The sequence below is a fragment of the uncultured Dysgonomonas sp. genome, from assembly GCF_900079725.1.
Classification (GTDB): Bacteria; Bacteroidota; Bacteroidia; order Bacteroidales; family Dysgonomonadaceae; genus Dysgonomonas.
On the sequence record NZ_LT599032.1, the window covers coordinates 139,091 to 153,946 of the forward strand.

Below are 14,856 nucleotides of genomic sequence, written 5' to 3' on the forward strand. Positions count from 1 at the left end.
TATTTAAACTACGGAGAACCAACGGTCGGCGGAGCCAAAAGGGAGTAACACGGAGTTCATTGAAAAAGTGACAATAGAAAAAGTGGAAAAAGTGTCAAGTTTTGAGAAAAAAGTAACACAGATAAAACAGCAAAAAAGCTGTTACTTTTGTTACCTTATTTAGTTTAAAACACTGATTAATAGACGTAAATAGTATTTCGTAGTTAACTGCTAACTGTTGACTGTTAACTGACATATGTGTTACTTTTTTAATCATACATAATTAGTAAATATAAAATTATAAAGTAATTAATAATAAAAAATTATGAGAGTAATTATTCAATCAGATCCTTCTACTGTGGGCATCTGGACAGCCCGCCATATCGCAGAAGCCATTCGGATGGCGGCTTCGCAAAACAAACCTTTCATTCTTGGACTGGCTACGGGTTCTACACCAATTCCGACATATGCCGAACTCGTGCGTATGCATAAGGAAGAAGGGCTGTCATTCGCTCATGTAACCACCTTTAATATGGATGAGTATGTAGGTTTGCCGCAAGAGCATCCCGAAAGCTACCATTCGTTTATGTGGAAGAATCTGTTTTCTCATATAGATATTCCGCATGGTAATGTCAATATACTGAATGGTAATGCAAATGATCTTTTGCAAGAATGTGCCAATTATGAACGTCTTATTGCAGCGGCAGGAGGTATCGACCTATTTCTGGGAGGGATAGGTGTTGATGGACATTTAGCTTTCAATGAGCCATTTTCATCACTTTCGTCACGCACACGTGTGATGAACCTGACAATTGACACGCGTATTGTCAATTCCCGTTTTTTCGACGGGGATATAAATGCTGTGCCCAAACAAGCACTGACTGTTGGTGTTGCTACGGTTTGCGATGCCAGGCAGGTTGTACTCCTCGCCACCGGTTACGCAAAAGCAACAGCCTTGAAACATACTGTCGAAGGTGAAGTTTCGCATGTGTGGACAGCCAGTGCATTACAGATGCATCCAGATGCAATTATCGTATGCGACGAACCGGCATCTGATAACCTTAAAGTAAGTACATATAAGTATTTTAAAGAAATTGAAACAGAAAGATGAATTTATGAAACGATTCTTATTAAGTGCCATTATAGGAATTTTAGTGTTGCCAGTAGGAGCTAAAATCAAACTTCCGGCTATACTCTCCGATAATATGGTTCTTCAACAGCAAACCTCTGTAAATTTATGGGGCGACAGTGATGTAAAAGATCCTGACAATGAAATAACAATTACTACTTCATGGGATAATAAGGAATATATAGCGACCCCTGTTCATGGGAGTTGGTCCGTAAAAATCCAGACACCCAAATCAGGAGGGCCTTATACTATAACCATATCTGACGGCGAAACATTAATACTGAATAATGTGATGATAGGAGAGGTGTGGTTGTGTTCGGGGCAATCAAATATGGAAATGCCCATCAAGGGATTCCAGGGGCAACCTGTTAATGGGTCCTTAGATATAATCGCGCAGGCTACACCTGAAAATAACATTCGCATGATAACGGTACAGAGAAATAGTAGCTGCGTACCTCTACAAGATTGCGATGCAAGATGGGTAGAATCTACTCCGCAATCCGTTGCAAATGTAAGCGCAACTGCATATTTCTTCGCGTGTTATTTACAAAATATATTAAATGTCCCTGTTGGCATTATCTGTTCGAGCTGGGGCGGTTCCAAAATTGAGGCATGGATTAATAAAAAAACTTTCGAAGAACAGTTTCCGGAAATATCTTTGGATGTATTGGACAGAAATCCAAAAGATATATCCAAACCTCACATAGAACCTGTATTGTTGTATAACGCCATGATTAATCCTATTCATAATTATACCATAAAAGGGGCTATATGGTATCAGGGGGAGGCCAACAGAGACAAACCGGAATTGTATAAGCATCTCTTTCCTGCTATGGTACAACTGTGGCGAAATGTGTGGAAACAAGGTGATTTTCCTTTCTATTATGTTCAGATCGCGCCTTATGACTATGGGAGAGAAAATGCAGATAAGATAGAGGCGGCCCAATTGAGGCAGGTGCAATTGGAGTGTATGTATCTAATACCTAATAGCGGCATAGTAGTTACAGCAGATATAGGGGAACGCACCCGTATTCATCCGGCAGCAAAAAGTGAGGTGGGAAAGCGGCTCGCACTGTGGGCTTTATCGCAGACATACGGACAAGATGGAATTCCTTTTTCAGGACCATTGTATAAATCTGCAGTTATAAAAGAAAAAGAAAAAGTAATAGAACTAGAATTTGAACATTCTGAAATGGGAATGACCTCTCATGGACAGGATATAACCGGATTTGAAGTGGCAGGATCGGACAGTGTTTTTTATCCCGTAACCGCTAAACTTACCAGTGGTGCCAAGAAGATTTCTTTAGAATACAAAAACAGGTCAAATCCCATCTGGATACGATATTGTTTCAGAAATTATCAACCAGTCAATTTATTCTCAAATTTCGGGTTACCGGTATCACCTTTCGAGACTATATTGAAATAATTCTTCTTTTTATACAGACTATTACAAACTTATCTGGCCTAAACAGAATTGGCCCTACGAAAAACATAGTTTTGGACTATGGAACTTATTAGTAATATTCCATAGTCCAGAAAACTTCTACATTCTATCTATACCCATATTATACTAAATGCTTACCTGCAATGAAATGTATTAACTCCTGAACTTAGCTTGAGTTCCTGCTATACATTTATCTGAATAAAATGATAAAATTAAATATTACGAATCTAAAAGTATTACAGGAAACTATAAATAAAGTATTGCCTAATAAATTTCTTTTATTATCTTTGCCCCGAATTTTAATAACAAACTGTTTTGCATTTGTTTTATAGTTCAAATAGCTAAAAGGTATATTCCTTTGAAATGCAACAGGTTACTCTAAGGGGGAAAACTCCGTTAGGAACATCCAAAAGAGCAAACTTTTAGGCTTTATTTTATGATAATAATCACTTTAGGTTATTATCTTCTAAAAAAGAATAAAATCCATAATAATTATTAATAGTATTTGAACTACCAAAAGGTTACTCCTTAATTATTTTTGAAAATACATACAAAAATCAGTATAATTTAATATAGATATACATGCGTATATATAACATTCTTGAGCTTAACGAAAAGCTCACAATAGAACTAAGAACTATCGCTAAAGAACTTGGAATCAGACGGCCCGACGCTTATAAAAAAGATGAACTTATCTATAAGATATTAGATGAACAGGCCATTATGGAAGCTAAGAATAAAAATTCGGAAAGCTACCAAAGTGAAGATAGGATAGAACAACAGCAGAAAAAATCGCAAGCTGCTGCTAAAGGAAAACAAAAAGCCCAGAATCAAACAAAAAAACAGGATCAAACTCCTAAACCTCAAACCACACCTCCTGCTCCTGCAAAAGAAACAAAAGTAGCAGCCGTACAACCAAAAAAAGAGGATACTCCAAAGCCTGCCCCTCAGGAAGAAGTGAAAAAAGAAGCTAAACCGGAACCGGCTAAAACCCCTGTTGCAGAGAAGAAAGAAGCTCCTGCACCTACTGTAGCTGCTGAAAAAGCTCCGCAGAAAGAAATTATTGTTAAAAAAAATAACGGGGAGCCGAAGGAAAATAAACCTGAAGCTGAAACCAAGCTACAACAACCGGCAGCAAAACCAACACAATTGGTTTTCCGTTCAAATAAGGTGAGAGAAGAAGAGCCACAGGAACCCATTCCGGGATTGCCCTTGCTTAGCCCACTGGAGGTAGATTCAGAAGTTACGCCTGTAGAAATTGTAGTGCCTGAAACTCCTGCTAAACCGGCGGCTAAGCAGCCTCAACAAAATCAACAGCATAACAATAACAATCAGAAGCAGAATAATCAACAACAAGATAATAAGCAATTCGATTTCGAAGGTATATTGAATGCTACCGGCGTACTCGAAATCATGCAGGAAGGTTATGGATTTTTGCGTTCGTCCGACTATAATTACATGTCATCCCCTGACGATGTTTATATTTCTCAATCGCAGATCCGTCTATTCGGTCTTAAAACGGGAGATATTGTAGAAGGCCCTATACGCCCGCCAAAAGAATCGGAAAAATTCTTTCCTTTAGTGAAAGTAGATAGAATCAACGGACGCACACCGGACGAAGTTCGCGACCGTGTTCCGTTCGATCACCTGAAACCACTTTTCCCTGATGAGAAATTTAAGCTCACAAAGGGTCGCAATGATAACTTATCGTGCCGTGTAGTTGATCTATTCTCTCCGATAGGAAAAGGACAGCGCGGACTTATTGTTGCACAGCCTAAAACAGGTAAAACCACATTACTGAAGGATATTGCAAACGCTATTGCTGACAATCATCCCGAAGTATACATGATCGTACTTCTTATCGATGAACGTCCTGAAGAGGTTACAGACATGGAGCGCAGTGTAAATGCAGAAGTGATTGCTTCTACATTTGATGAGCCGGCTGACCGTCACGTGAAAATAGCGGAAATAGTACTCAATAAAGCTAAACGGATGGTAGAATGCGGGCATGACGTGGTTATCCTCCTCGATTCCATTACCCGTCTGGCACGCGCTTACAATACAGTGCAACCGGCATCAGGTAAAGTCCTGACCGGGGGGGTAGACGCTAACGCCCTGCACAAACCGAAACGTTTCTTTGGGGCTGCCCGTAATATAGAAAACGGAGGTTCACTTACCATTATAGCTACTGCACTTACAGAAACAGGTTCTAAGATGGATGATGTTATCTTCGAAGAATTTAAAGGTACAGGTAATATGGAACTTCAACTCGACCGCAAACTGTCCAACAAACGTATCTTCCCTGCTGTGGACATTATTGCATCAAGTACCCGACGCGACGATCTGCTGCTTAGCAATGATACACTCAGCCGTATGTGGGTTCTGCGCAACTTCTTATCGGATATGAATTCGGTAGAAGCAATGCAGTTCTTGGAAAACCGATTAAGAAAGACAATAAATAATGAAGAGTTTCTCATTTCGATGAACGACTGATAATAGATATTTATAATATTAAATACTTGAAGCAAGGGAAAAAGGTTTAACTTTACCCTTGCTTTTTTATTTAGAAAAAAACGGATAGTGCTTTTGTTCTCATATTATATATTAATAGTATTAAACAAGTTATTATTGCCGGACGTTTACATAAATAGCATATCGAAAGTAGCTTTAAACAGATTGCAGGTTCGTTGCTTCTACTGCTTTCTTATATTCATTACATTAACTAAATAGTTTTATGGGACATAATCATAACCACGATGATCACAATCATGGGCATTCACACGGAGGCCACAGCCATAGCCACAACGCAAATAAAAAAGCACTGACTATCAGCTTTATACTGATATCCGGGTTTATGTTTATCGAATTTATCGGGGGATATCTGACAAATAGCCTGGCCTTAATTTCCGATGCAGGACATATGTTAAGCGATGCCGTAGCATTAGGTTTGAGTCTTAGTGCACTGATCTTCGGGGCTAGAGCTGCCACTCCATCTAAAACATATGGCTATAAACGATTTGAAATTCTGGCTGCATTATTGAATGGAATTGTACTGGTGCTGTTAGCTGTTTTCATCTGTAAAGAAGCTATCGAACGCTTGTCTTCTCCACCTCAGGTAATAGGTAAGGGAATGATGATAATATCCACTATAGGATTGATCATCAATATTATTGTTGCCTGGATATTGCATTCACAGGGCTCTACAAAAGAAAATCTGAATGTCCGCAGTGCATTTCTTCATGTTATCGGTGATTTGCTAGGCTCGGTAGGTGCTATTATTGCAGCTGTACTAATTATACTGTTCGGTTGGTATATAGCCGACCCGATAGCCAGTATGATTGTTTCCTTATTAGTGCTTTACAGTGGTTGGAACGTACTCAAAGAATCAGTAAACATACTGATGGAAGCCAAACCTTCGGGTATTGATTCGGAGGAGGTGCTAAATGTACTCAGATCCGTGAATGGGGTAGAGGGTGTCCATGACTTACATATATGGATGATAACTTCTGACTTTTCCGTGATGACTGTACATCTCAAAGTGAATCCCGAAGCGGATCGCGATCTTATTTTGGAAAAAGCAAAACGATTGATAGGTAATCAGTTTGGTATCAAACATGTAACTATACAGACAGAAGGCCGTGAATTGTGTTTGTGTGAAGAATCATGCAATTGAGTATCCATTTCCAGATAAGAATACAAATCACATTTATTGTCCTTTTTTCCGAACAGATATATTCCTGAAAAATTATATCAAAAACGGCCTGTAATAACAATAGTTTTTATAACTTTGTTCCCCTAAAAAAGTCGGATAATTAACACATCATGTCTTCAGAGAAAAAAATTAAAACAGCGTTAGTTTCAGTTTATCATAAAGATGGATTGGATGAGATCTTAAAGAAATTAGATAGTTTAGGTGTTCGTTTCATTTCTACAGGCGGAACGAAGAGTTTCATTGAATCGTTAGGCTTACCATGCGATGCGGTGGAAGATGTAACGGGTTATACTTCTATTTTGGGTGGACGGGTAAAAACATTACATCCGAAGATATTTGGTGGTATCCTCTGTCGCAGGGAACTACCTGAAGATATGAAACAAGTGAAAGCATACGATATACAAGAAATTGATCTGGTTATCGTAGATCTGTATCCTTTCGAAGATACAGTCGCTTCAGGTGCCAGTGAACAAGATATTATAGAAAAAATAGATATAGGTGGGATCTCCCTCATTCGTGCTGCGGCAAAAAATTTCAAAGATGTAATTATCGTTGCTTCAAAACAACAATATCAACCGTTGATGAGCCTGCTTGAAGAGAAGGCTGGGAAATCGGATATTACAGATCGAAAATTCTTTGCTAAAGAAGCCTTTTCGGTATCTTCTTCTTATGATACTGCCATATTCAATTATATGGACAATAATGAAGGAACTACGTTCCGTTATGCAGAAGATAACGCCATGCATCTTCGTTATGGAGAAAATCCACATCAGAAGGGTACATTCTATGGAGACTTCAATGCTATGTTCGATCAATTACATGGCCGGGAAATATCATACAACAATTTGTTGGATATAGAATCTGCTATAAGCCTTATCAGCGAATTCGACGAAACAACGGTCGCAATATTGAAGCATAACAATGCCTGTGGTATAGCGTCACGTCCTACCGTAGTAGAAGCATGGAAAGATGCTTTGGCCGGAGATCCGGTTTCAGCTTTCGGTGGTATCATCGTCAGTAACCGGAAAATAGATAAAACAGCAGCAGAGGAAATCAATAATATCTTCTTTGAAATAGTAATTGCACCCGAATATGATAAGGATGCACTTGAAATTTTGGAACAAAAGAAAAATCGCATTATCTTAGTGCAGAAACAAGGATTGACCGGAAATAAACAATTCCGTTCGCTCTTGAATGGTGTTTTAGTACAAGATAAAGATTTAAGTATACAAACAGCAGACGATTTAAAGTTAGTAACAAACAGACCTCTGCAAGGTACAGAACTTGAAGACTTGCTGTTTGCCAACAAATTAGTGAAGCATACTAAATCGAATGCCATCATTTTGGTTAAAAATAAACAACTGTGTGCCGGAGGTACCGGACAGACTTCGCGTGTGGATGCATTGAAACAAGCGATAGAGAAGGCCAATTCTTTTGGCTTTAATCTCGATGGTTCTGTTATGGCATCCGATGCATTCTTTCCGTTTCCCGACTGTGTGGAAATAGCAGGCAATGTAGGCATCACAGCTGTAGTACAACCGGGAGGATCGGTGAAAGATAATTTATCGGTTGAATATTGTAACGAACACAATATTTCGATGGTAATGACTGGTATACGTCACTTTAAACATTAATAATTAACTGGTTAGTAAGCAAATATAAACAAGCTCAAATATGGGATTATTCTCTTTCACGCAAGAAATAGCGATGGATCTTGGCACGGCCAATACTATCATAATACATAATGGCAGAATTGTTGTAGACCAGCCCTCAGTAATAGCACTGGAACGCAAAACAGGGAAAGTTATTGCTGTAGGGGAACAGGCCAGACAGATGCACGGTAAAACCCATGAAGACATCCGTACTGTAAGACCATTGAAAGATGGTGTAATTGCAGATTTTACGGCTGCCGAACAGATGATTCGCGGATTGATAAAGATGTTCAACAATAAGAGTCGTCTTTTCTCTCCGTCGTTACGCATTGTTATTTGTATCCCTTCGGGAAGTACCGAAGTGGAGACCCGCGCTATCCGCGACTCTGCAGAACATGCAGGAGGACGCGATGTGTATATGATATACGAACCAATGGCTGCGGCTCTGGGTATCGGTATCGATGTAGAAGCGCCGGAAGGAAACATGATCGTAGATATAGGCGGTGGTACAACAGAAATCGCTGTCATTTCCTTAGGTGGTATCGTATCTAATAAATCGATAAAAATTGCAGGCGACGACCTTACTGAAGATATTCAGGAATATATGGGACGCCAACACAATATCAAAGTAGGGGAGCGTACAGCAGAAAATATAAAGATAGCTGTTGGTGCAGCTTTAACAGAGCTACCGGATGAGGAAGTTCCGGAAGATTTCATCGTACACGGACCAAACAGAATGACATCATTGCCGATGGATATTCCTGTATCATATCAAGAAATGGCTCATTGTCTCGATAAATCTTTATCCAAAATGGATTCAGCTATTCTGAGTGCTTTGGAACAAACACCTCCCGAATTATATGCTGATATTGTTCGCAATGGTATTTATCTGACAGGAGGAGGCGCTTTACTAAGAGGTCTCAGCAAGCGTTTTTCAGACAGAATAGGCATACAGTTCTACGTTGCCGAAGATCCGCTTCACGCAGTGGCTAAAGGAACAGGAATTGCCCTGAAAAATATTGAGAAATTCAATTTCTTGATGCGGTAAGGTATTCAGGATTATTTCTTATACCTAACTGATTTATAATAGATAAGAACAGATTATGCGCAACCTGATAAACTTTTTATTAAAGAATAGTTCCTGGTTTGTTTTCATTTTACTTGAAATAATCTGTTTCTATTTCGTTTTTAGCGGAAATTCGTACCAGAAAAGTGTATACTTAAACTCTTCCAATGAAATAACGGGAAGAGTTTATGCTATATCAGGAAGTATCTCTTCCTATTTTGGATTAAGAACAGAAAACCAGCAGCTTCTACAAAAAAGTGCTGAACTACAAGCTGAAATAAACGAACTGAAAGATTATATATTCACAATAGAAGCCGATTCGTTGAAAACAGAAGCTTTCCTTCGCGATTCGTTAGGACGAAGAGTTGAGCCGCATTTCGTTATTGCCCGGGTAGAAAAAAACAGTATCTCTCTTGTGGATAACTATATGATTATCAACAAAGGTAAGAATAATGGTGTACGCGCCGATATGGGTGTTGTTTCTCAACAGGGAATAGTCGGTGTTGTTATTGATGCCAGTGCCAATTATGGTATAGTGCAGCCGGTATTGAATCCACATAGTCGATTCAGTTGTAAGATATTGAATTCGAATGCTGCAGGCATACTTATCTGGGAAGGAGGAGACCCTCGTTATGCAATGCTTACCGAATATCCCAAATATGAGGATGTACAGATAGGTGATACGATTGTAACAACCGGCTTTTCAGACTTCTTTCCCGAAGGAATAATGGTAGGCACAATAGAAGAATACAAGAGTGAGACAGATGATAATTTCAACAGTTTGAAAGTGAAGTTATCTACAGATTTTGGCTCCCTCAAAAATGTTCTTCTCATTAATAATACCAATGAGGAAATAAAAGAACTGGAGAATAAGATTAAAACCAAGAATGTTAAAAAGTAGTGTCCTAAAATATGCTTTGATGTTTGTACTGCTTGTATTATTACAGGTATTGGTACTTAACAGGATTTCTTTTCTAAGTTATGCTGTACCTTTTGCATATATCTACTTTATACTAAAGTTGCCGGTCGGATTCAATAGAAATTTATCCACGTTATTGGGATTTATGCTTGGCTTCATTATTGATATCTTTTGTAATACGCCGGGTATAAATGCTGCAGCTACTACGCTTATTGGTTTCCTCTGTCGCCCTGTACAAGGATTATTCTTTATGATAGACGATTATGATGAACAAACACCCGGACTGAGACTATTAGGGGCCGCATATATGAAATTTGCATTCTTTTTGACCCTTATACACCATGTAGTATTGATCTCAATAGAGTCATTCTCATATTTCAATATAAAACTTGTCTTAATAAGGATACTACTATCTACAGTACTCACAACTATCCTTATTTTTGCATTTGAAGGATTTTCGTTAAAGCAAAAGAGTTCATGGCAAAAATCAACTTAGACCTCACTAAACGAAAATATGTTTTAGGCGGAATAGCCTGCAGCATAGTACTTATATATATAGTTCAATTATTCAATCTGCAGATAGTCAAGAGTGAATACAAAAGTTCTGCCGATGGAAATGCATTCTTTAATAGAACACTATACCCCTCGCGCGGAAAAATATCGGACAGGAACGATAAACTTCTTGTTTTTAACCAGCCTACATACGATCTTGTATACATTCCCCGCGAAGTACAGCCTTTTGATACACTCGATTTATGTAAAGCTCTTGATATCACCCGCGAACAGTTCGATAAGCGTTTGGCCGATGTAAAAGACCGCAGGCAGAATCCGGGTTATTCAACCTATACCCAGCAGACTTTTATGACCCAGCTTACCACACAGGAAAGCGGAATCCTTCAGGAAAAATTGTATAAGTTCCCTGGATTTTTCATACAAAAGAGAACTCTAAGGCAATATAACTACCATAACGCAGGCTTGTTGTTAGGCTATGTAGCAGAAGTCAGCAAGACTCAAATGGAAAACGATAATTACTATGTCAGGGGTGATTATGGCGGAAAATCCGGACTAGAATCATCTTACGAAAAGTATCTGAGGGGCGAGAAGGGTGTGGAAATACTACTTCGGGATGCACATGGGCGCATACAAGGTAAATATGAAAACGGTAAGAATGATATAGCGCCAATTTCAGGGAAAGATTTAACCCTATCCATTGATATTGACTTGCAGGCATATGGCGAATATCTGATGCAGAATAAGGTTGGAAGTATTGTCATGATAGAACCTGAAACCGGTGAAGTTCTATGTTTGGTAACATCCCCTACCTATGATCCGTCCATGCTGCTTGGTGGACGCGATTTCAAAAAGAATTATCTTGAACTGGAGAATAATCCGCTGAAACCTCTTCTGAACAGACCGATACAAGGTATGTATCCTCCCGGATCCACATTCAAGACTACACAGGGATTAGTATTCCTGCAAGAAGATATTATCACAGAGAATACCATGTACTCCTGTGCCGGAGGATATCCACCATTGGGAGGCAGGCCTAAATGCCATCCGCATGGCTCTCCTTTAGCTTTGATTCCGGCCATTGCAACATCCTGCAATTCATACTTCTGTTATGGATTATCTGCAATGCTCGGCAACAGAAAGAAATATAAGAGCACACCGGAAGCATTTGAAGTATGGAAAGACCATATGGTAGATATGGGATTTGGCTATCCGCTAGGAGTAGACCTACCTTCCGAAAAGAGAGGCTTTATTCCTAACAGCAATTTCTACAACAGAGCATATAAGAATAGCTGGAATGCTTCCACTATCATATCTATAGCAATCGGGCAAGGAGAAGTCACCGCAACTCCGTTGCAGGTAGCTAATTTAGCCGCAACTATTGCAAACAGAGGCCATTACATAGTACCACATGTAGTAAAGAACATACAGGACACTCCGCTCGATAGTCTTTATACACACAAACGGGAAACCGGAATAAAGAAAGAGCATTACCAATCTATAGTAGAAGGTATGGCTCGCGCAGTGACCGGAGGTACATGCCGTGGAGCAAACCTGCTACCGGAAATTGAAGTGTGCGGTAAGACAGGTACAGCTGAAAACCCTCATGGTAAAGACCACTCCATATTCATGGGGTTTGCACCTAAAGATAATCCAAAAGTGGCCATATTTGTGATTGTTGAAAATGCAGGATTTGGAGCCACATTCGGAGTTCCTGTAGGTAGACTGATGATGCAAAAGTATCTGAAAGGAGAAGTACCCGCCAGTGATAAGTATATCGAAGACCGGATTGTGAATACAACAATACTTCCTCAAACATTCTTCAACTGGAACCGTACCAACAAACGGACAATGGAGTTTTCTCAGCCTACACCAGCTAGCAATGATGTAGAGAAAGAAGAAGTGAAACCATTTACTCTGGAAAGCGATAATTGATAACTATAGACCGACCATACACTTGAGATGTATCAGAGAGAAGATGAAAATATAAAGAAGAGCCTCGATTGGTTTACCATAGCCTTGTATATCATATTAATACTAGGTGGATGGTTCAGTATATATGGTGCCAGCTATCAGTATGAAAATGCGACCAGTATGTTCGACTTATCCGGAAGAGCAGGCATGCAGCTGATCTGGATGGGGACATCCATTATTCTGGGTTTCATCATCTTAAAGCTGGATAGTAACCTCTATGATATACTTGCTTATTATATATATGCTGCTTTCATACTCCTTTTACTGGCAACGGTCTTTCTGGCAACGGATATCAGAGGGTCGCGATCGTGGCTTAAGATAACTAATTCGATACAGATCCAACCCGCCGAGTTCGCTAAGTTCGCTGTAGCACTGGCTTTGGCTCGGTTTCTCAATTCCTATAATTTCAAGTTGCTTACACCTAAGAATCTGGCTATAATAGCCGTGATGATTTTGGTACCTATGGCTCTGATTATGTTGCAGAAGGAGACCGGTTCTGCTCTTGTATATACCGCATTTATACTGATGCTCTACAGAGAGGGACTACCGGGGATTATCCTTTTCGTGGGAGTTTCCGCTGTAGTGCTTTTTGTTGTAGGACTTAAATATTCCGAAACTGATATGGGAATTATCTCTACAGGAGAGTTTATAGCTATCATATTAGTCATTCTCATCAGTGCCGTATTGGTTATGAGCTATCGCAAAGACGGTATAACCGCCCGTAATATATTCCTTGGAGCAGCAGCCGTATTCGGCATCCCATACTTACTTTCATTAATCGGGGTTCCTATCGACTTTGGTATAGTTGCTCTGACTGCTCTAGCCATTCTGGTTGGCTATCTGCTGTATCTGGCAAAGAAGCATTGGTCGAAAGTCTATCTGCTTACAGCCGTATTTGCCTTTGGCAGCTTGTTATTCGTAAGTTCGGTCGACTATCTTTTCACCGATATAATGCAACCTCACCAACAGATGCGTATCAAGGTTACCCTCGGTATGGAAGACGACCTGATGGGTGCGGGGTATAATGTCAATCAGTCAAAGATCGCAATAGGTTCGGGTGGAGTGTTGGGTAAGGGATACCTTAATGGAACCCAAACCAAACTGAAATACGTCCCGGAACAAGATACCGACTTCATATTCTGTACTGTAGGCGAAGAACAAGGTTTTGTGGGCTCTGTGCTAGTCTTGCTCTTATTCTTAGCTCTGATTACCAGGTTAATATATCTAGCTGAAAGACAAAAGAATACATTCGGACGAGTCTACGGTTATTGTGTAGCCTGCATCTTTCTTTTCCATCTGGCAATCAATATCGGGATGGTTATCGGACTAACTCCCGTAATTGGTATTCCTTTACCATTCTTCAGCTATGGGGGCTCTTCCCTTTGGGGATTTACCATTCTTCTGTTTATCTTCCTGCGCATCGATATGGCAAGAAAACGAAGATAAGCTAATTACAACTGTAATACGGATAGATAATTCGAAAGCTCCTCATAATTATGCAGCTTTTGACCGGTTTCATCTTTCCTTACTACCCGGATGGAGACAGCCGAATCAACTATTATTGAAAATAAGGTGCTACTTTCTTCATTACCTACACCAAAACCATGTCTTTCCAGCATATTTTGGGTCCAGTGATATAAATAGCCTTCTGCCTGCAAGTGCACCTTTTTGCGACTTTCTCTGTTCGGTAGAAAATTTCCCGAATTCTTATCAAAAAGAATGTTATCACCCTTAAAGAAGTTATCCATTGTACCGGATAACACGACATCTTCTGTTACCCCGCCTGTCAAGCCCTTCTCCCGGGACAATAACCACAAACGGTCGGCGAGGAGCAAGGCCAGATCTATGTCGTGTGTAGAAAGTAATATTGTTTTATCCTGATTCATAGTCAGGTTGTGAAGGAGATTCATTACTTCTATCCGGCTCTCGATATCCAGAAACGCAGTAGGTTCATCTAATAACACAACTGGACATTGTTGCGCCAACGCTTTGGCTATCATAGCCTTTTGCCGTTCGCCATCCGATAATTCGGCGACATATACATCTGCTTTATGTACGATGCAGACATCCTCCATAGCCTTTTGAACTATCTCTTTATCTTCTTTCGTCAATTGACCGAAAAATCCGGTGTAAGGATATCGTCCCAATTCGACTAATTCTCTGACCAACAAGCCTCCAGCTGAAGTCTTATCCGTTAATACCAAGCCTAATAACTGAGATAATTTCTTTTCAGAATAAGCATTTATATCCTTATTTTCCAAAAATATATTACCCCGCAAGCTAGGTTGCGAAGCGCTGATTGTACGCAACAGGGTGGATTTTCCTGCCCCATTAGCACCAATCAAGCATACAAGTTCCCCCTGATACAGGTCGAAAGACAAATCCTCATATAGGGCAGCCTTACCCCTATGCTTTGTTTTTGCATAACCTATACTTATATTGTGTGCAGATATTATCGCTTTTCTATTCAT

General features: G+C 39.8%; 11 protein-coding genes. 10 read left to right on the plus strand and 1 reads right to left on the minus strand.

Annotation, left to right across the window (positions count from 1 at the left end):
• Nucleotides 1-304: 304 nt before the first annotated feature.
• From nagB to rodA, 10 genes are all read left to right on the plus strand, one after another.
• Complete coding sequence (nagB, locus tag QZL88_RS00600; protein ID WP_296937865.1) at nt 305-1,090, plus strand: glucosamine-6-phosphate deaminase; 786 nt, start codon at nt 305-307, stop codon at nt 1,088-1,090.
• A gap of 4 nt (nt 1,091-1,094) precedes the next feature.
• Nucleotides 1,095-2,534: a sialate O-acetylesterase gene (locus QZL88_RS00605; RefSeq protein WP_296937868.1), complete on the plus strand. Its 1,440-nt coding sequence runs from the start codon at nt 1,095-1,097 to the stop codon at nt 2,532-2,534.
• Between the two features lie 600 nt (nt 2,535-3,134).
• A complete protein-coding gene (rho, locus tag QZL88_RS00610; protein ID WP_296937870.1) occupies nt 3,135-5,045 on the plus strand; it encodes a transcription termination factor Rho in 1,911 nt (636 codons plus the stop codon).
• Nucleotides 5,046-5,286: 241 nt separating this feature from the next.
• Nucleotides 5,287-6,225 carry a cation diffusion facilitator family transporter gene (locus tag QZL88_RS00615; RefSeq protein WP_296937874.1) on the plus strand — a complete coding sequence of 313 codons (939 nt, stop codon included), beginning with the start codon at nt 5,287-5,289 and terminating at the stop codon, nt 6,223-6,225.
• A 149-nt stretch (nt 6,226-6,374) separates the two neighbouring features.
• Nucleotides 6,375-7,898, plus strand: a complete 1,524-nt coding sequence (gene purH / locus QZL88_RS00620) for a bifunctional phosphoribosylaminoimidazolecarboxamide formyltransferase/IMP cyclohydrolase (protein WP_296937876.1) — start codon at nt 6,375-6,377, stop codon at nt 7,896-7,898.
• 40 nt (nt 7,899-7,938) lie between these two features.
• Nucleotides 7,939-8,964, plus strand: a complete 1,026-nt coding sequence (locus tag QZL88_RS00625; RefSeq protein ID WP_006798177.1) for a rod shape-determining protein — start codon at nt 7,939-7,941, stop codon at nt 8,962-8,964.
• A gap of 55 nt (nt 8,965-9,019) precedes the next feature.
• Nucleotides 9,020-9,883, plus strand: a complete 864-nt coding sequence (gene mreC / locus QZL88_RS00630; RefSeq protein ID WP_296937884.1) for a rod shape-determining protein MreC — start codon at nt 9,020-9,022, stop codon at nt 9,881-9,883.
• A gap of 19 nt (nt 9,884-9,902) precedes the next feature.
• Nucleotides 9,903-10,397 carry a rod shape-determining protein MreD gene (gene mreD, locus QZL88_RS00635; RefSeq protein ID WP_296937887.1) on the plus strand — a complete coding sequence of 165 codons (495 nt, stop codon included), beginning with the start codon at nt 9,903-9,905 and terminating at the stop codon, nt 10,395-10,397.
• Entirely contained in the window at nt 10,379-12,346 is a 1,968-nt protein-coding gene (gene mrdA, locus QZL88_RS00640) for a penicillin-binding protein 2 (protein ID WP_296937889.1), read from the plus strand. Before mreD ends, mrdA begins: the two co-directional genes overlap by 19 nt.
• Before the next feature lie 27 nt (nt 12,347-12,373).
• Nucleotides 12,374-13,831: a rod shape-determining protein RodA gene (rodA, locus tag QZL88_RS00645; protein ID WP_296937891.1), complete on the plus strand. Its 1,458-nt coding sequence runs from the start codon at nt 12,374-12,376 to the stop codon at nt 13,829-13,831.
• A gap of 5 nt (nt 13,832-13,836) precedes the next feature.
• On the opposite strand, the gene QZL88_RS00650 is transcribed toward rodA, so the two are convergent.
• Entirely contained in the window at nt 13,837-14,856 is a 1,020-nt protein-coding gene (locus QZL88_RS00650) for an ABC transporter ATP-binding protein (RefSeq protein WP_296937893.1), read from the minus strand.

What these genes read in the sequence shown, in the direction of transcription:
- mreD (WP_296937887.1), top strand. Translation starts at nt 9,903, where the DNA reads ATGTTTGTACTGCTTGTATTATTACAGGTATTGGTACTTAACAGGATT.
- QZL88_RS00615 (WP_296937874.1), top strand. Translation starts at nt 5,287, where the DNA reads ATGGGACATAATCATAACCACGATGATCACAATCATGGGCATTCACAC.
- nagB (WP_296937865.1), top strand. Translation starts at nt 305, where the DNA reads ATGAGAGTAATTATTCAATCAGATCCTTCTACTGTGGGCATCTGGACA.
- purH (WP_296937876.1), top strand. Translation starts at nt 6,375, where the DNA reads ATGTCTTCAGAGAAAAAAATTAAAACAGCGTTAGTTTCAGTTTATCAT.
- QZL88_RS00625 (WP_006798177.1), top strand. Translation starts at nt 7,939, where the DNA reads ATGGGATTATTCTCTTTCACGCAAGAAATAGCGATGGATCTTGGCACG.
- mrdA (WP_296937889.1), top strand. Translation starts at nt 10,379, where the DNA reads ATGGCAAAAATCAACTTAGACCTCACTAAACGAAAATATGTTTTAGGC.
- mreC (WP_296937884.1), top strand. Translation starts at nt 9,020, where the DNA reads ATGCGCAACCTGATAAACTTTTTATTAAAGAATAGTTCCTGGTTTGTT.
- QZL88_RS00605 (WP_296937868.1), top strand. Translation starts at nt 1,095, where the DNA reads ATGAAACGATTCTTATTAAGTGCCATTATAGGAATTTTAGTGTTGCCA.
- rho (WP_296937870.1), top strand. Translation starts at nt 3,135, where the DNA reads ATGCGTATATATAACATTCTTGAGCTTAACGAAAAGCTCACAATAGAA.
- rodA (WP_296937891.1), top strand. Translation starts at nt 12,374, where the DNA reads ATGTATCAGAGAGAAGATGAAAATATAAAGAAGAGCCTCGATTGGTTT.
- QZL88_RS00650 (WP_296937893.1), bottom strand. Translation starts at nt 14,856, where the DNA reads ATGAATAGAAAAGCGATAATATCTGCACACAATATAAGTATAGGTTAT.